We start from the raw sequence: 17,663 nt of genomic DNA, 5'->3' as shown, positions 1-17,663 counted from the left end.
CCACGTGTGCGATAGAGGATACAAGGGGCACTATCTTACCTTGGATAGGACCGAAGGTGCCCCGCCTGCACGCATGGTTTATTTTCATCAGGCATGACCGGAACATCGACCACACCTCCCTGCCACGCAAACGGCGCCCGCCTTATCGCATTGCCGAAGCCGGGCGACGGCCTTTGACGTAGGTCTCGTCAGGCATGTAGCGCGTGCCGTCCAGATAGCGCCAGTCGCTCGATGGGCTGCGTCCGTCCTTGTAGCCCAGGGTGCCGACAAAGGCGCCCATGCTGGATTGCTGATCCTGTACACGGAACACTACCGGGCCGACCGGGGTATCCATGTTCATGCCGCGCATGGCCGTCACCAGCTTGTCCGAGTCGGTCGAACCGGCTTTCTTCATGCCGCACACAATCGCCATGATGGTGCTGTAGCCGAAGATTGCCGCCTGGTGCGGTTTTTCGCCATAGCGCTTCAGATACGCCTCGCGGAAGCGCTGATGTTCGGGCGTGGCAATCTGGTCGGGCGGATAGCCCAACACGACCCAGTTACGCACCGCGTCATACTGGGCCAGCATGTCGCCCAGCGCCTCGCCGGCCGACATCGAGTACACAGTGCTTGTCGCAAACAAACCCTGCCGGCTTCCCTCTTCCACAAACTGCTGCAAGTCGGTGCCGAAAGTCGCGTTGAAAATCGCGTCCGGACGCGCCTGGCGCAACACCCTCACCGCTTCCGCGGCCTTGAGCTTGCCCATGGCAGGCCATTGCTCGGCGACGAACTCGATATCGGGACGACGTTCCTTCAGCAGCAGCTTGAAATTGGCAACGGCGCTCTGGCCGTATTCGTAATTGGGCGCAATGATGGCCCAGCGGCGGCCCGGCAGCCTGGCGGCCGCCTCGGCCAGCATCGCCGCCTGCATATAGGTCGACGGGCGCAGGCGGAAGGTGTAGCGATTGCCCTTGTCCAGGGTGATCGCGTCCGACAAGGCGTCGCCGACGAGGAACAGCTTTTTCTCCGAAGCCGCCACCCTGGAAACCGCCAACGCCACGTTCGACAGCATCGAGCCGCTCAGCACGTCGACCTTGTCGGTCCTGATCAACTGCTCGGCATGCTTGACGGCTTCATCGGGGATTCCGGTGTCGTCGCGCGACACCAGCTCGATGTTGCGCCCCAGCACGCCGCCTGCGGCATTGATTTCCGCTGCGGCCAGCTCGGCGCCGTTGTGGTAGGACTGGCTCGAGGTCGGTACGCCGCTGTAGCTGTTGATCTCGCCGATGCGGATGTTCTGTGCTTGCGCAATTGCCGTCAGCATGAGCAGACAGGCAGCAACAAGGCTGGTCGGGCTGGTCAGGCGGCCGAGCCGTACTTTTGTTTTTGTATATCCGGCGTGCACTTTTAAACCTGTCCTTTGGCGAATGAATATTTCATATTTACTTATACGTAATCTGTATAAGCCTCATTTGTGAGAAAAGTTGAATTGCCTTAAAATACAAGGCTTTCCAGCCGGTTAGATAGGAATTGTTCGCAAGCAGCGAATTTGCGCCGAGTCAGCCTTGAAAGGCGCTCCCGATCCGCAAACGCAGCGGCAACAATGCATGCGCAAATGAATCGCTGCATAATCGTGACACATTGCGCGACACATTGCGCGCCATATTGCCACTAAATCCGGCTGAGTTTGACATCGGTTTTAAAGAAATTTTACAGATAGGACTGTTATGACCCACGTTGTCACCGACTCCTGCATCCGCTGCCGTTATACGGACTGCGTTGATGTATGCCCGGTTGATTGCTTCCGCGAAGGCCCGAATTTTCTCGCGATTGATCCGGACGAGTGCATCGACTGCGCCGTTTGCGTTGCGGAATGCCCGGTCAATGCGATCTATGCGGAAGAAGACGTCCCGGCCGATCAGCAAGAATTCATCAAGCTCAATGAGCAACTGGCGCGCAACTGGCCTTCCATCACCAAGACCAAGGCTCCCCTGGCGGAAGCCGAGGAATGGAAAGACGCCAAGAACAAACTGGAGTTCCTGCAACGCTAAGCGATGCACCGGCCGGCAGCCGGATGGATATCGGATTTCGATATCCATCCGGCCCCGGCGGCACGAACACAGCCTTCACCTCTAGCCATATAGCCAAGATCGGGAATGCACAGGCAGTAGCACCATGCCGCGCAAACCTGCCTTGGCCGGTAGCCAATTGAGTCTGGAAACACCTCTCAACTGAAACGGGAATTGGATTTTTATGGACAACTTCAAGATTGCGGCCGCTGACGCCGGCAAAACAACGCCGATCGAAACCGATGCCGTCATCGTCGGCGCGGGCCCTGTCGGCCTGTTCCAGGTATTCGAACTGGGCCTGCTGGAAATCAAGGCGCACGTCATCGACTCGCTCGCCAATGTCGGCGGCCAATGCGTCGAACTGTACCCGGACAAGCCGATCTACGACATCCCCGCCGTGCCTGTCTGCACCGGCCAGGAACTGACCGACAATCTGCTCAAGCAAATCGAACCGTTCGACCCGGTCTTCCATCTTGGCCAGGAAGTCACCGTCGTGCAAAAGCGCGAAGACGGCCGTTTCGACCTCGAAACATCCGCCGGCACCAAATTCATCACCAAGACCATCTTCATCGCCGCCGGCGTGGGTTCGTTCCAGCCGCGCACCTTGAAGGTCGACGGCATCGAAGCCTTCGACGGCTCGCAACTGTTCTACCGCGTCAAGGATCCGGCCCAGTTCGAAGGCAAGAACATCGTCATCTGCGGCGGCGGCGACTCCGCGCTGGACTGGGCGCTGAACTTCGTCGGCAAGGCCGAATCCGTCGTGCTGCTGCACCGTCGCGAAGAATTCCGCGCGGCGCCGGCATCGGTGGCCAAGATGAAGGAACTGTGCGAACAGTACGAAATGCAATTCCTGGTCGGCCAGGCCACCGGCTTTGAAGCCAAGGACGGCAAGCTGTCCGAAATCAAGGTCACCGGCGCCGACGGCGTCACCCGCCGCCTGCCGCTGGACATGCTGCTGGTGTTCTTCGGTTTGTCGCCAAAACTGGGCCCGATCGCCGAATGGGGCTTGGACATCGAGCGCAAGCAGTTGAAAGTGGTCGACACCGAAAAGTTCGAAACCAACGTTCCGGGCATCTTCGCGGTCGGCGACATCAATACCTATCCAGGCAAGAAGAAGCTGATCCTGTCGGGCTTCCACGAAGCCGCGCTGGCGGCCTTCGGCGCAGCGCCGTACATCTTCCCGGAAAAGAAGATCCACATGCAATACACGACAACGTCGCCGAAACTGCACAAGATCCTCGGCGTGGAAACACCGGTTTTCGATTAACGCGAAACTATTGCCCAAAGCCCCTCTCCTCTGGATTGGGGCTTTTTTCTTTTCCGGTCGTCCCGATATAAGCTCAAGCAACACATTCGGACGCCGATAATGTCGCTATAAATCGTTGAATAAAAGAACCAATTTATTCAACAACCTGAAAATTCTTTGTCGACATTTCAGTTATTATCATCCGCCGTAGAATCACAGGTAAGACCAAAGCGTGTTAAAATATTGCATTGCAACATAGCAAGGTTTTTTGTCTGGGCAGCACACAATGCCGCCCCGGACCCGTCAGCCAGCTTCATGCGTAATATGTGTAAAGGTCAGCCATGCTTTATCAACTTCATGAATTAAACCGCACCTTTCTCAACCCATTGATGCAGTGGGCGGAAACCTCAGCCAAGCTGTTCTCGGATCCTGTTTCACCGCTTGCCCACACGCCCTTTGCACAACGCATCGCCGCCGGTTACGAACTGCTCTACCGCCTCGGCAAAGACTACGAAAAACCCGAATTCCAGATCGAATCGACCGAAATCAACGGCAAGACCGTCGATATCATCGAAAAAGTTGCCGAAACCAAGCCGTTCTGTCGCCTGATCCACTTCCGCAAGGATCTGGAAACCAAGCAACTGGCCGCGCTCAAACAGCCGACCGTGCTGCTGGTCGCGCCGCTGTCCGGCCACCATTCCACGTTGCTGCGCGACACCGTGCGCGGCCTGCTGCCGAACCATGACGTCTTCATCACCGACTGGACCGATGCGCGCATGGTGCCGATGGATAAAGGCTCCTTCCACCTGCACGATTACGTCTACTACATTCAGGACTTCATCCGCACGCTGGGTCCTGATGTCCACGTCATCTCGGTGTGCCAGCCGACCGTGCCGGTGTTGGCGGCGATTGCGCTGATGGCCAGCGCCAACGATCCCAAGCTGCCCAAGAGCATGACCATGATGGGCGGCCCGATCGATGCGCGCAAATCGCCGACCGCGGTCAACGACCTGGCGACCGAAAAGCCGTTCAGCTGGTTTGAAAACACCGTCATCTACAGCGTGCCGCCGAATTATCCCGGCTTCGGCCGCAAGGTCTATCCGGGCTTCCTGCAGCACGCCGGCTTCGTCGCCATGAACCCGCGCCGCCATGCCGAGAGCCACTGGGACTTCTACATGCACCTGCGCGACGGCGACGACGAGTCGGCGGAAAGCCATCGCAAGTTCTACGACGAATACAACGCCGTGCTCGACATGCCGGCCGAGTTCTACCTGGAAACCATCAAGATCGTGTTCCAAGACTTCGACCTGCCCAAGGGCACCTGGGAAATCGACGGCAAGACCGTGCGTCCGCAAGACATCAAGTCGGTAGCGCTGTTCACCATCGAAGGCGAACTGGACGACATTTCCGGCTCCGGCCAGACCCAGGCGGCGCAAGACCTGTGCTCGTCGATTCCAAAGGCGCGCAAGCAGCATTTCACTGCACCGAAGTGCGGCCACTACGGGATTTTCTCGGGTCGCCGCTGGCGCGAAGTCATCTGTCCGAAGATCGGCGAATTCATCCAGGCAAATTCCTGATACCTGGCGCTGCACTGAAAAGCTGAAAAAGCCTTTGCCGGCAGCCGGCAAAGGCTTTTTTATTGCCCGACGGTTTCCCACGCCAGGCCGGTTTCCCGGATAATACGGCTCCGGGTCCTTTGCGCCGTCTGCGGCGCAGCTTATTACTACCGCTTACTACTGCTGCTATTCACCGTGTCTTCTCCCGCTGTCCTGTCACTCGCCGACCAGATCGAAAACCTGCTGCCGCAAACCCAATGCAGCAAGTGCGGCTATCCTGCCTGCCGGCCGTACGCAGAAGCCATCGCTGACGGCAGCGCCTCCTACAATCAATGCCCGCCCGGCGGCGCCGAAGGCATCGCCCGCCTCGCGCAATTGCTGGAACGCCCGCTGTTGCCGCTCAACCCGGCCAACGGCGTCGAGCGCAGCCGCACGCGCGCCGTCATCGATGAAGCCGTCTGCATCGGCTGCACGCTGTGCATCCAGGCCTGCCCGGTCGACGCCATCGTCGGCGCCGCCAAGCAACTGCACACCGTGCTGGCGGATGCCTGCACCGGCTGCGATCTGTGCGTCGCGCCCTGCCCGGTCGATTGCATCGCCATGGTCGACGTTACGCCCGGCAAGACCGGCTGGGACGCCTGGTCGCAAGCACAAGCAGACGCGGCGCGCGCGCAGCATGATTTCCGCAGCTTCCGCCTGCGCCGCGAGAAGGAAGAAAATGACGCCCGCCTTGCCGCCAAGGCTGCTGCGAAACTGAAAGAAGTTGAGTCGGCAAACGCGCTCTCGCCCGAAGAAAAAGCCGAACAAGAGCGCAAAAAAGCCATCATCCAGGCCGCCATCGAACGCGCACGCCTGAAGAAAGAACAAGCCGCAGCAGCCGACAGTACTCCGACAGCCAAGCCACATTAAATAGCCAAGCCCAGCCATGAACAGCGAAAAGCGCCGCGAAATATTCACCCGCCTGCGTCAAGCCAATCCGACCCCGACCACCGAGCTGGAATACACCACGCCGTTCGAGCTGCTGATCGCCGTGCTGCTGTCGGCGCAAGCCACCGACGTCTCGGTCAACAAGGCCACGCGCAAGCTGTATCCGGTCGCCAATACGCCCGCCAAAATTTACAAGCTGGGGGTGGATGAACTGATTCCCTATATCCAGACAATCGGCCTGTTCCGCACCAAGGCCAAGAACGTGATCGAGACTTGCCGCCTCCTGCTGGAACAGCACGGCGGCGAAGTGCCGCAGACGCGCGAAGAACTGGAAGCCTTGCCCGGCGTCGGCCGCAAGACTGCCAACGTGGTGCTGAATACGGCCTTCGGCCATCCCACCATTGCCGTCGACACGCATATTTTCCGCGTCTCCAACCGCACCGGTATTGCACCGGGCAAAGACGTCGATGAAGTCGAGCGCAAGCTGATGAAATTCGTCGCGCCGGAATTTTTGCAGGATGCCCACCACTGGCTGATCCTGCACGGCCGCTATACCTGCATCGCGCGCAAACCGCAGTGCTGGAACTGCATCATCGCCGACCTGTGCGAATTCAAACAAAAGACGCCGCTGCCGCAAAAGGGCGTCTGAGCGTCATCCGCTGCGTGCAAGGTGCGGCTCAATGTGCGGCTAATTCACGCTGCCGGAGATGATCTTGCGCACCACCCAGCTCTGGTTCTGCACTTCGTAGATGGTAAAGGTCGGGTTGTTGAGATCGCCTTCGTGATTGAAGGAAATCGTTCCCGTCATGCCGGCAAAACGGATGTCGTGCAGCGCTTCCGCCACCTTTTTCGGATCCACCGAGTTGGCCTGACGCATGGCGGCGATCAATACCTGTGTGGCGTCGTAGGCGAACGGCGCGTACAAATCGATATTGCTGTCGAATTTCTGCATGTAGTTCTTTTCAAAACTCTTCCAGCCCGGCATCTTCTCCGTCGGCAGCCCCGGCTCCAGCACAATGCTGCCGTTGCCGTCGGCGCCCGCAGCCTTCAGAAACGGCAGACCGACGGTGCCGCTGGCGCCGATGAAACGCGTCTGCAGCTTGCTGCGCTTGATGGCGCGCGCCAATGTCGAAGCCTGCATGTCCAGACCGCCGAACAAGACCGCGTCGGGACGCAATCTGAGCGCGTCTGCCAGCACCGCGTTGAAGTCCGAGGTCTTGTCGCTGACCGTATGCGCTCCCACAATCTGCGCTCCCTGCTCCTTTGCGGTACGGCTGAATTGCTCGACAAAGCCGCGCCCGAACGGCGTGCCGTCGTCGACCACCAGAACGCGCCTGGTCTGCAGGACTTTCACCGCGTAGTCAGCGGTGTAGCTGCCGGCGCTGCCGTTGTTGCCGATGGTGCGAAAGGCGGCGCGATTGCCCTGCTGCGTATAGAGCGTGCTCATGGTGGCGGGCGATATCTGGATCACGCCGGCAGCATTGTAGATGGGTGCCGCCGCCAGACTGGCGGCGCTGTTCCAATGACCGATCACGCCTACCACGCCGGTTTTGGCGAGATAGCGGGCGATGAATTCGGCAGTGCGGGGATTGGTGCGATCGTCCTGCAGCAGCAATTGCAGCAAGACCGGCTTGCCCTGGATCTGCAAGCCGCGCTTGTTGGCCTCATCCACGGCCAGTTGAGCCGCGTTGGCCATGCTCTTGCCGACGCCGGACGACATGCCGCTCAGCGGCCCGGCATAGCCGATCAGTACCGTCTGCGCTTCCTTGCCGGCCTTCTCTGCTTTCTCGGCCTTTTCCGCTTTGTCCGTTTTCAGCGAAGCAAGCGTATCCGGGCTCGCTGCAAGGCAAAGCGCACCCATCAACAAGGCCAGCCGCAAAGGCTGCTGCCATGTGCAAAACCGGAGTTTCATGATCGGCGTCCCTTTCCGAAATGTGGCGATGTGTCCTCGCCATCTGCGTCCATATTACCGCACGACAACTCAAGCCGGAATATTTTGGCGCAGTGGAGCGCGGCAGGCGGAGAAAGCCCGGACCCGGCGGCGGGAAGACTTCGGCGATAAGACGTACAATGATGCCTTTACGTCGTCCCAGCAGCCGCAATGTTCAACCCTAGCCAGCACGATGTGCGCCGCTTCTTTTGCGAAGCCTTCCGCAAACATCGCGAAAACCAGATCCTGACCCCGCTCGAAGCCATCGCCCGCGACTGGATCATCCAGCACCCCGAGTACGACGACCAGCTCATCGATGTCGAGCGCGCGCTGGAAGCCGATTATTCGGTCGAGCAAGGTCAGACCAATCCCTTCCTGCACCTGTCTATGCACCTGTCGATCAGCGAGCAGATTTCCATCGACCAGCCGCCCGGCATCCGCAAAGCCTTCCAGGCCCTGGCGCAACGCAAGGGGTCGGAGCACGAAGCCCAGCACGAGATCATGGAATGCCTGGGCGAGGTCATCTGGAATTCCCAGCGCAGCGGCTTGCCGCCCGACAGCGCCGCCTATATCGAAAGCATCCGGCGCCGCTGAGCTGGCAGCAATCTGCTGAGTCTGCTCCCTGCAGATGACACGCAAATGACGCGCCCATGAAAAAAGCCACGGCATGCCGTGGCTTTTTTATTGCGGACCGGCGTTGCCGCCGGCTTTTTACTTTTCCAGCACCAGCGAACCCGGCAGGCCATGCAGATAGGCTGCGATGTCCTGGATATCCTTGTCGGTCAGCGCCTTGGCCTGGCCCGACATGATAGCGTTGGTACGGCCGTTCATACCGTCGTTGCCGCGGCGATACGCCACCAGCGCGTGCTGCAGGTAATCCTGATGCTGCCCGGCCAGTTTCGGATAGGACGGATCGATCGGTGAATTGAAATCCTTGCCGTGGCAGGAAGCGCAATTGTATTTCTCGGTCAGCAGCTTGCCGGATTCGGCATTGCCGGCCGCCACTGCGCTCAGGGAAACAAGGAAAGAAGCGGCGAAAACCGCCGAAGTCATGATCTTTTTCATCTCGTGCTTCCCTTATTTTTGCTGTGAGTAGTAAGCAGCCAGCTCGGCGATATCCTTGTCGGACAAGCTACCGGCGATACCCTGCATGGACGGATGCTTACGCTCGCCCTTTTGATAGGCTTTCAGCGCGTTTTCGATATATTTTGCGGATTGGCCGCCCAGCATGGGGACCTGATAGACCTCGGGGAACGTCGCTTTGTAGCCGGGAATGCCGTGGCAGCCGATGCACATCGACACGTTGACCTTACCGGTGTTACCTGCAAGATCGACGGCCGAAGCCGCGCTGGCAACACCCGCAAAAGCGAGCAGTACGAATAGTTTTTTCATATTGGCAGGGGTAAATAAAATCAAACTAAGGCACAAACTAAGTCGAAATACGACACCGTTCGAAGCTGGTCCCACAGGTTTGGCTATACATTATTGGCTCAACCATTTCGGCTTAAGCATTCTCGCCCGTCCCCTGCGACGCCAAAAAACCGGTTGATTTTACCCCAACAGCGCCCCGAGTCAAACTGTCGGGGCGCTCCAAATTACAACATCCTTGCGCTTACTATTCTCTTATTGCGGTGCTTCAGCGCTCTTCTTCCGTTTCCGATTCGCTGGGAACCGGCTTGGCAGCAGCGCTTGCAGCTTTTTCAGGGAAGAAAAAACTCAAGGGCGAAGCAGTAAATCGTCGCAGCACAGCACGAAAAACCACTCGTCGTATCCGCGCCGGAATATCACGCGCGCGTAACGCCAGGGCCATGGCGCTGGCAAACGCCACACCGACGTTCAGCACGCCGATCAGCACGATGCCGCTCACCGCCAGCCAGAACGGCGGCGTCGCAAGTACGTTCCAGCCCAGGCTGGCGGACGCCGCCACCAGCGTACCGGTAGCCAGCGTGACATGGCGCACATCCAGCGGCAAGCCGAAGAATTCCGCCAGCACCGGCGTCATGCCCAGCAAGACGCCCAGCGAGACGTTGCCGGCGATGGTCGCCGTGTGACGCTCCAGCCATGCCGCCCAGCGCGCTGCGCGGGCCGGCCCCAGCGCATGCACCAGGCGCCGCTGGTGCGCCAGCGCTTCGCGCAGACGGCGCAGGGCGAACCAGTTGTCGGCAAAACCCGCCACCAGGCTGGACAGCCACAGCAAGACGCCGGTCAAGGCCGCGTACAAGGGCGTCGGCCCGATCAGCGACAGATCGTGCATGGCGCCGGCGGCCTTTTCCGGGCTCATCAGCGTCGTGCCCGAGGCCAGCGTGAAGCCGGCCGTGATCAGCAGCATGGTCGGAATCACCGCCGTCAGATTGCCGAAGATCGATGCCGCCTGCGAGCGCAGCAGCATCGCCGTCTCGCCCAGCAAGGCGCGCAGGCCGTCGACCGTATCCAGCTCGCCCATCTTGGCCGCCAGCGCCGGCGCCGTTACCGCCGGCTGCTTGGTCGCCAGGACGCCGCCGATGGCGGCAATGACGAGGAAACTGAACGCGTAGTTGATCGAGGCAAAGGCGCCTTCGAAGAAATGCGCCAGCCCCAGCTTGCCCAACGCGATTTTCATCAGCACGGTGAAGGCCGTCACGACGCCGCCCAGGCAAGCCGCCTTGAGCATCGCGCGGTAACCGGAACGATCCCGCGCAATGTAATGTTCGCCATGATCGGCGCTGCGCTCGACCATCTTGCGCGCCAGCAGCGCAAAGCTGCGACGCACCAGGCTGCGCACCGACGAACGGCTGTGATGCGCGGCGATCAGGTCGGCCAGCAGCAATTGCACGCGGCCGGCGCTGCCGCCTGTGCCCGGCTCGCGCCACGTCGCCGAGCGCACATCGATCAGGCGTCCCATGCGCGTGAGCTGCGCGCGCATGCGCTCGATCCGGTACACCAGGCTCACCGACACGCCGTATTCGTCCAGGTGCGCGTAGATGCGGTCGGTCTGTTCCTGACACACGGCAATCAGCATGCGCGCACTGCGCAATGGGCCTTCATCGTTCGGACTGGCGCGCAGATAGGCTTCCATCTCGCGCCGCAAGGCCATGAACGGCGTTGCCTGCAGCGGCATCTTCGGCTCCAGCCGCTGACGAAACGCCGGGCTGATGCCGTCGGCGACGACCACGGTGGTCAGATAGGTCAGCGCTTCTTCGATCTGCTGCCAGTAGGCGTGAGAGATACCGTCGTCGGCGGCCAGCTTCCATAGACGTTCCTGCTGCTCCTGATCCAGTTCAAGCAGCCATTCGGCGTCTTCCGGATCGGGGAACATCGCCGCAAACAAGGTCGGCAACTCGCTCGCCGACAAATGGCGCGGCAGCACCATTTTGAACGCGCGCTCGGTCAGCTCGCTGAAAAACGCCGACTCGTGCGGCAGACCGGTGACCGAAAACAGTTCCGGCCCGCTGGCTTCGCGCAGCGTCTTTTGCAGGCAATTCTGCACCTGGCGCCGCACGTCGCGATGTTCATCCAGCCAGTCGAGCATGGCGTGCACGCGCTGATGCCTGACGCGACGGCGCCCTTCCGCATCGAGCAGAGAAACTTTCGGCTGATGGCGCAGCCATTCGGCGACGTCGATCATCCAGTTGGCGCGGTCATGCCAGACGGCGTCGATATCGGCCCGCCGCATCAGCACTTCCAGCTGCGGCGCATAGTCGACGTGGTGTTCGTAACGCGCTTGCAGACCATGGCGAAAGCGCCGCCAGATCACGCGCATTTTAAGGAAAAGGAACTTCATGCCTCACTCTGTGTATTTATGAGGGAAAAGGATCCCGGCTTGCCCTGCAGGCCGGCCGGAACCTCGTAACTGTAGTATTTGGGGATGAAAAGCGTGAATTCAATCAAATAACGGGGAAAAATAGCCTTCAATCTTGTCGAACGCATCTCATCAATAATCTTCATCAAGAATCGCAAGATGCGTTCTACTTTATACTCGAATTTATTTTCGTCCTGATGACATCCTGCCATGCGACAAGAAACTCGATTTGAAGGTTCCTCCAGCTATGTTGCCACCGACGACCTGAAACTGGCCGTCAACGCCGCGCTGACCCTGCAACGCCCGCTGCTGATCAAAGGCGAGCCCGGCACCGGCAAGACCATGCTGGCCGAAGAAGTCGCCGCCGCGCTCAACCGTCCGCTGCTGCAATGGCATATCAAATCGACCACCAAGGCGCAGCAAGGCCTGTACGAGTATGACGCCGTCTCGCGCCTGCGCGATTCCCAGCTCGGCGACGAGCGCGTCAAGGACATCCACAATTACATCGTCAAGGGCGTGCTGTGGCAAGCCTTCACCGCCGATGAACCGCAAGTCCTGCTGATCGACGAAATCGACAAGGCCGACATCGAATTCCCCAACGACTTGCTGCGCGAACTCGACCGCATGGAGTTCTACGTCTACGAAACGCGCGAGATGGTGCAGGCCCGCCATCGCCCGCTGGTGATCATCACCTCGAACAACGAGAAGGAATTGCCGGACGCCTTCCTGCGCCGCTGCTTCTTCCACTACATCAAGTTCCCCGACAAGGACACGATGCAGCAAATCGTCGACGTGCACTTTCCCCATCTCAAGCGCGACCTGCTGGCGCAGGCGCTGCAGACCTTTTACGAAGTGCGCGACATCCCCGGCCTGAAGAAAAAGCCCTCGACGTCGGAACTGATCGACTGGCTCAAGCTGCTGCTGGCCGAAGACATCCCGGCGGAAACGCTGCACAGCAAGGACGGCAAGGCGGTGATTCCGCCGCTGCACGGCGCATTGCTGAAAAACGAGCAGGACGTGCATCTGTTCGAGCGCCTGGTGTTCATGTCGCGCAATAACCGATAAGCTGATCGTCAATCTGCCGTAAATCGTCTTACATCGTCGTCGCCAACCCTGGGAGTCCGCCATGCAGTTCCTGCACCCGATCACGCTCAAAGGCCAGTACGCCACGCTGGAGCCGCTGTCGCTCGATCATCACGATGCGCTGATTGCGGCGGTATCCGACGGCAAGCTGTGGAAGCTCTGGTACACCTCGATTCCCAAACCGGAAAACATGCGCGCCGAAATCGAACGCCGCCTCAAGCTGCAGGAACAAGGCTCGATGCTGCCCTTCGTCACGCGGCGCCACGACACCGGCGGCTTGTGCGGCATGACGACATACATGAACGCCGACCCGCTACATCGCCGCGTCGAGATCGGTTCGACCTGGACTGCCGCCAGCGCCCAGCGCACCGGCATCAACACCGAATGCAAGCTGATGCTGATGACGCACGCCTTCGAAACATTGCACTGCATCGCCGTCGAATTCCGCACGCACTGGCTGAACCAGCAATCGCGCGCCGCCATCCTGCGTCTCGGCGCCAAACAGGACGGCATCCTGCGCAATCATCAGCGCATGCCGGACGGCTCGCTGCGCGATACGGTGGTGTATTCGGTCATCGAATCCGAATGGCCGTCGGTCAAACGCCATCTGCAATTCAAGCTCGGCCATTGATCCGGATTCAACTATTTTTCGTATGCTGATCGACTTCTTTTTCACGCTCAAGGATGCACGGATCCCGGTCTCCATCAAGGAGTTCCTGATCCTGCTCGAAGCCATGCAAAAGAACGTCATCTCGTCGTCGATCGATGATTTCTACTACCTCGCACGCATCACGCTGGTCAAGGACGAAGCCAATTACGACAAATTCGACAAGGCCTTCGGCAGCTACTTCAAAGGCATAGAAACCATCTTCGACAAGAATCCCGAGATCCCGCTCGACTGGCTGATGAAACGCCTGCAGCGCGAACTCACGCCGGAGCAAAAAGCGGCGCTGGAGAAATTCGGCTACGACAAGCTGATGGACCGGCTCAAGGAATTGCTCAAGGAACAGCACGAGCGCCACGAAGGCGGCAACAAGTGGATCGGCACCGGCGGCACCTCGCCCTTCGGCAACAGCGGCTACAACCCGGAAGGCATCCGCATCGGCGGCGAGAGCAGGAACCGCAGCGCGGTGAAGGTGTGGGACGAACGGACCTACAAGGATTACGACAGCGAACGCGAACTCGGCACGCGCAACATCAAGGTCGCGCTGCGCCGCCTGCGCAAGTTCGCACGCGACGGCGCCGAAGAGGAACTGGCGCTAGACGACACCATCCGCGCCACCGCCAACAATGCCGGCTACCTCGATATCAAGATGCAGCCGGAACGGCGCAACAACATCAAGGTGATGATGCTGTTTGACGTCGGCGGCTCGATGGACGATCACATCGCGCGCACCGAAGAATTATTCTCCGCCGCCAAGACCGAATTCAAGAACATGGAGTTCTTCTATTTCCACAACTGCGTCTATGACTACGTGTGGAAGAACAATCGCCGCCGCCATGCCGAGCGCTTCCCGACCTGGGACCTGCTGCACAAGTACTCGCCGGACACCAAACTGATCTTCGTCGGCGACGCCACCATGAGCCCCTACGAAATCGTCCAGCCCGGCGGCTCGGTCGAATACAACAACGCCGAAGCCGGCGCGGTCTGGTTGCAGCGTTTCACCAGCACCTTCAGCAACTTCGCCTGGCTCAATCCCGAGCCGGAAGGCCTGTGGCAATACCGGCAATCGATCGCCATCATCCAGCAACTGATGAGTCAGCGCATGTTTCCGCTGACGATCGAGGGTCTGGAACGGGCGATGCGCTTGCTGAGCAAGTAGCCAGGCGTTACGCCGCTACCGGCGTATAGCCCGCCTCCTTGATCGCTTCCGCAAATTCCGCAGCCGCCATGCCGCTGTCGATGTTGACGCGCTTTTCGGCAACCTGAACGTCGACTCTGGCGTTGGCGTCCACTTCCTTCACGGCACGCGTGATGGCGCTCGCGCAGTGGTTGCAGGTCATATCCTGGACCTTGAATGTCAGCATGATGCTTTCCTTTTTTCAGTTGATGAGAATGAAGCCAGCTTAAACCTTCCCCCGCGGGCAAGGTCAAGCACGTATTCTCGCCAATCGTGTCAAAATAAGCCTTGACCTTACCATGATGGGAAGGATCATGCTCAACCCATGATCAAACCGTCAATGAGAGCATCATGTCCACTAAGTCCACCATGCCCACCTCCATCGCTTCACCCCGCCTGCAGGAACTGACGCTCGCCGTCGAAGGCATGACCTGCGCCTCCTGCGTCGGCCGTGTCGAAAAAGCCCTGCGCGCCGTGCCCTCGGTGCGCGATGTCAGCGTCAACCTGGCAACCGAGCGGGCCACCGTGCAAGCCGAATCCGGCGTGCATGCCGATCAGTTGATCGCTGCCGTCCACAAGGCCGGCTACGACGTCAGGCAAGAAGAAATCACACTCGACATCGCCGGCATGAGCTGCGCCTCCTGCGTCGGCCGCGTCGAGAAAGCGCTGCATAAAATTCCCGGCGTCAGCGAAGTCTCCGTCAACCTCGCCAGCGAAAAGGCGACGCTGACCACCACCGGCACGGTGCCCGTGGACATCCTGATCGCCGCCGTCGAACGCGCCGGCTACAACGCCACACTACCGGCCATTGCACAGACGGAACCGACGCGCCCTGCCTTGCCGACGTGGTGGCCGGTCGCGGTTGCTGCGATATTGACCACACCCTTGATGCTGCCGATGCTGCTCATGCCCTTCGGCATAGCGTGGCAATTGCCCGGCATCTGGCAACTGCTGCTGGCGACGCCGGTGCAGTTCTGGCTGGGGGCGCGCTTCTACCGTGCCGGCTGGCGCGCCGTCAAAGCGCACACCGGCAACATGGACTTGCTGGTGGCGCTCGGCACCAGCGCCGCTTACGGCCTGTCGCTGTATCAGTTGTTCAATCAATCGATAAACCCACACGGCGGCCATGGCGCAGCCCACTTCTACTTCGAAGCGTCGGCCGCCGTGATCACGCTGGTACTGCTCGGCAAATGGCTGGAAACGCGCGCCAAGCGCCAGACCGCCGATGCCATCCGCGCGCTCAATGCACTGCGTCCCGACAAAGCGACGGTGCGGCGCGACGGCGTCGACAGCGAAGTTGCGCTGTCGTCCATCCGCATCGGCGACCTGGTCGTCGTGCGTCCCGGCGAACGCGTGGCGGTTGACGGCCTCGTACAGGAAGGCCTCAGCCATCTGGATGAATCCATGCTCACCGGCGAAAGCCTGCCCATGGAAAAACAGCCCGGCGACAAGGTCACCGCCGGCGCCATCAACGGCGACGGCCTGCTGCTGATCGAAACCGTCGCCATCGGCGCCGAGACCGTGCTGGCGCGCATCATCCGCATGGTCGAACACGCGCAGGCGGCCAAGGCGCCGATACAGCGCCTGGTCGATCAGGTCAGCGCCGTATTCGTTCCGGTGGTGCTGGTGCTGGCGCTGCTGACGTTGATAGGCTGGGGCCTCATCGGCGACAATTGGGAACAGGCGCTGCTCAACGCCGTCGCGGTGCTCGTGATCGCCTGCCCTTGTGCGCTCGGCCTGGCGACACCGACGGCGATCATGGCCGGCACCGGCGTGGCGGCGCGTTACGGCATTCTGATCAAGGATGCGGAAGCGCTGGAAATCGCCCATCGCATCGGCACCGTCGCCTTCGACAAGACCGGCACGCTGACCGAAGGCAAGCCGGTGCTGGCGGCGTTGCACGCCGTCGATCACGACGACGACAAGCTGCTCGGCCTCGCTGCCGCCCTGCAACGCCACAGCGAACATCCGCTGGCGCATGCCGTCATGGATGCGGCGCGCAACAAGGCGCTGCATCCGATCGATGCCGGCGACAGCAAGGCTGTACCCGGACGCGGCACGCAGGCGCTGATCGATGGCCGCCAAAGCTATCTCGGCAGCGCGCGCTGGATGCAGGAACTCGGCGCAGCGCCGGACAGCCAGCCGGAACTCGAAGCGCTTGCAAACAAATTGGAGCTGCAAGGCCGCACCATTTCATGGCTGGCGCAGGAAGATAGCGATCATGGCGTCAAGCTGCTCGGGCTGCTGGCCTTCGGCGACACCATCAAAAGCAGCGCGCGATCAGCCATTGCCCGGCTGCATCAACTGCACATCCGCACCGTCATGCTAAGCGGCGACAATCAGGGCGCGGCGGCGCACGTGGCGAAGGAACTGGGTCTCGACGACTTCCACGCCAATGTCCTGCCGGGCGACAAGGCGCAGGCGATCACGGACTTGCGCAAGGACAGGCAGTGCGTCGCCATGGTCGGCGACGGCATCAACGATGCCCCTGCGCTGGCGGCGGCCGACGTCGGCATCGCCATGTCCACCGGCACCGACGTCGCCATGCAGGCGGCCGGCATCACGCTCATGCGCGGCGATCCGGCGCTGGTGGCCGATGCCATCGACATCTCGCGGCGCACCTATGACAAGATCCGCCAGAACCTGTTCTGGGCCTTCATCTACAACATCGTCGGCATTCCGCTGGCGGCCTTCGGGTTATTGAATCCGATGATCGCCGGCGCCGCGATGGCGATATCGAGCGTGAGCGTGGTCAGCAACGCCTTGCTGCTGAAGCGCTGGCGGCCGCACGACGTTAAAGGAAAATCAGCATGAGCATGAATATCGGCGACGCGGCACAGGCATCCGGCGTGTCCGCAAAGATGATCCGCCATTACGAAGACATCGGCCTGGTGCCCAAGGCCGCGCGCACCGATGCCGGCTACCGCATCTACAGCGAGCGCGACGTGCATCTGCTGCGCTTTGTCCGGCAAGGCCGCGTGCTGGGCTTTTCGATGAAACAGATCGCCGACCTGATGGGACTGTGGCTGGACCAGTCTCGCCCGAGCCGCAAGGTCAAGCAACTGGCCAACGAGCACATCGCCGAGCTGGACGCAAAGATCCGCGAACTGCAAGCCATGAAGTCGACGCTGCAACATCTTGCGCATGATTGCCATGGCGACAACCGTCCGGATTGCCCGATACTCGATGCGCTCGGCGCAGAGCTTCCCAGCGCGCACGCGACGTGATGTAATGGTGCGATCTGAAGACGCCGG

17 protein-coding genes are annotated in these 17,663 nt (G+C 60.4%); 11 read left to right on the top strand and 6 right to left on the bottom strand.

Annotation, left to right across the window (positions count from 1 at the left end; genetic code table 11):
- Positions 1-142: 142 nt before the first annotated feature.
- Positions 143-1,303, bottom strand: a complete 1,161-nt coding sequence (locus AKL25_RS07100; protein WP_050476991.1) for an ABC transporter substrate-binding protein — start codon at positions 1,301-1,303, stop codon at positions 143-145.
- A gap of 403 nt (positions 1,304-1,706) precedes the next feature.
- On the opposite strand from AKL25_RS07100, the gene fdxA reads away from it, so the two are divergent.
- The 5 genes from fdxA to nth all read left to right on the top strand — a co-directional run bounded on the left by fdxA (position 1,707) and on the right by nth (position 6,426).
- Entirely contained in the window at positions 1,707-2,030 is a 324-nt protein-coding gene (gene fdxA, locus AKL25_RS07095) for a ferredoxin FdxA (RefSeq protein WP_007878247.1), read from the top strand.
- A gap of 202 nt (positions 2,031-2,232) precedes the next feature.
- Complete coding sequence (locus AKL25_RS07090; protein WP_050476926.1) at positions 2,233-3,315, top strand: NAD(P)/FAD-dependent oxidoreductase; 1,083 nt, start codon at positions 2,233-2,235, stop codon at positions 3,313-3,315.
- Between the two features lie 320 nt (positions 3,316-3,635).
- Positions 3,636-4,871 carry a polyhydroxyalkanoate depolymerase gene (locus tag AKL25_RS07085; protein WP_050476925.1) on the top strand — a complete coding sequence of 412 codons (1,236 nt, stop codon included), beginning with the start codon at positions 3,636-3,638 and terminating at the stop codon, positions 4,869-4,871.
- Between the two features lie 159 nt (positions 4,872-5,030).
- Complete coding sequence (gene rsxB, locus AKL25_RS07080; RefSeq protein WP_240475675.1) at positions 5,031-5,759, top strand: electron transport complex subunit RsxB; 729 nt, start codon at positions 5,031-5,033, stop codon at positions 5,757-5,759.
- Between the two features lie 16 nt (positions 5,760-5,775).
- A complete protein-coding gene (nth, locus tag AKL25_RS07075) occupies positions 5,776-6,426 on the top strand; it encodes an endonuclease III (protein WP_050476923.1) in 651 nt (216 codons plus the stop codon).
- Positions 6,427-6,465: 39 nt separating this feature from the next.
- On the opposite strand, the gene AKL25_RS07070 is transcribed toward nth, so the two are convergent.
- On the bottom strand, positions 6,466-7,689 hold the full coding sequence (locus AKL25_RS07070; protein ID WP_050476922.1) for a branched-chain amino acid ABC transporter substrate-binding protein: 1,224 nt from the start codon (positions 7,687-7,689) through the stop codon (positions 6,466-6,468).
- A gap of 189 nt (positions 7,690-7,878) precedes the next feature.
- Here AKL25_RS07070 and AKL25_RS07065 point away from each other — a divergent pair, with 189 nt between their 5' ends.
- Positions 7,879-8,301: a DUF1841 family protein gene (locus AKL25_RS07065; protein WP_050476921.1), complete on the top strand. Its 423-nt coding sequence runs from the start codon at positions 7,879-7,881 to the stop codon at positions 8,299-8,301.
- A gap of 117 nt (positions 8,302-8,418) precedes the next feature.
- Here AKL25_RS07065 and AKL25_RS07060 read toward each other — a convergent pair whose 3' ends face one another.
- The 3 genes from AKL25_RS07060 to AKL25_RS07050 all read right to left on the bottom strand — a co-directional run bounded on the left by AKL25_RS07060 (position 8,419) and on the right by AKL25_RS07050 (position 11,467).
- Complete coding sequence (locus AKL25_RS07060) at positions 8,419-8,772, bottom strand: c-type cytochrome (RefSeq protein ID WP_050476920.1); 354 nt, start codon at positions 8,770-8,772, stop codon at positions 8,419-8,421.
- A gap of 12 nt (positions 8,773-8,784) precedes the next feature.
- Positions 8,785-9,099: a c-type cytochrome gene (locus AKL25_RS07055; protein ID WP_050476919.1), complete on the bottom strand. Its 315-nt coding sequence runs from the start codon at positions 9,097-9,099 to the stop codon at positions 8,785-8,787.
- A gap of 244 nt (positions 9,100-9,343) precedes the next feature.
- On the bottom strand, positions 9,344-11,467 hold the full coding sequence (locus AKL25_RS07050; RefSeq protein WP_050476918.1) for a site-specific recombinase: 2,124 nt from the start codon (positions 11,465-11,467) through the stop codon (positions 9,344-9,346).
- Between the two features lie 228 nt (positions 11,468-11,695).
- On the opposite strand from AKL25_RS07050, the gene AKL25_RS07040 reads away from it, so the two are divergent.
- From AKL25_RS07040 to AKL25_RS07030, 3 genes are all read left to right on the top strand, one after another.
- Positions 11,696-12,550, top strand: coding sequence for an AAA family ATPase (locus tag AKL25_RS07040; RefSeq protein ID WP_050476916.1), 855 nt, complete (start codon positions 11,696-11,698; stop codon positions 12,548-12,550).
- Positions 12,551-12,611: 61 nt separating this feature from the next.
- Positions 12,612-13,199 (top strand): GNAT family N-acetyltransferase, encoded by a 588-nt coding sequence (locus AKL25_RS07035; protein ID WP_050476915.1) that lies wholly within the window; start codon positions 12,612-12,614, stop codon positions 13,197-13,199.
- Positions 13,200-13,221: 22 nt separating this feature from the next.
- The gene (locus tag AKL25_RS07030; protein ID WP_050476914.1) at positions 13,222-14,391 is read left to right on the top strand and encodes a vWA domain-containing protein; all 1,170 of its coding nucleotides are present in this window, start codon (positions 13,222-13,224) and stop codon (positions 14,389-14,391) included.
- Positions 14,392-14,398: 7 nt separating this feature from the next.
- On the opposite strand, the gene AKL25_RS07025 is transcribed toward AKL25_RS07030, so the two are convergent.
- Positions 14,399-14,596, bottom strand: a complete 198-nt coding sequence (locus tag AKL25_RS07025) for a heavy-metal-associated domain-containing protein (protein ID WP_050476913.1) — start codon at positions 14,594-14,596, stop codon at positions 14,399-14,401.
- 164 nt (positions 14,597-14,760) lie between these two features.
- Here AKL25_RS07025 and AKL25_RS07020 point away from each other — a divergent pair, with 164 nt between their 5' ends.
- Positions 14,761-17,223, top strand: a complete 2,463-nt coding sequence (locus tag AKL25_RS07020; protein WP_050476912.1) for a heavy metal translocating P-type ATPase — start codon at positions 14,761-14,763, stop codon at positions 17,221-17,223.
- A gap of 2 nt (positions 17,224-17,225) precedes the next feature.
- Entirely contained in the window at positions 17,226-17,636 is a 411-nt protein-coding gene (gene cueR / locus AKL25_RS07015; protein WP_050476990.1) for a Cu(I)-responsive transcriptional regulator, read from the top strand.
- The last annotated feature ends 27 nt before the right edge of the window (positions 17,637-17,663 follow it).

It is taken from the genome of Herbaspirillum rhizosphaerae (genome assembly GCF_001189965.1).
Lineage (GTDB): Bacteria > Pseudomonadota > Gammaproteobacteria > Burkholderiales > Burkholderiaceae_D > Herbaspirillum > Herbaspirillum rhizosphaerae.
Note: the sequence above shows the minus strand (reverse complement) of the source record. Positions and strands in the feature narration are given on the sequence as shown.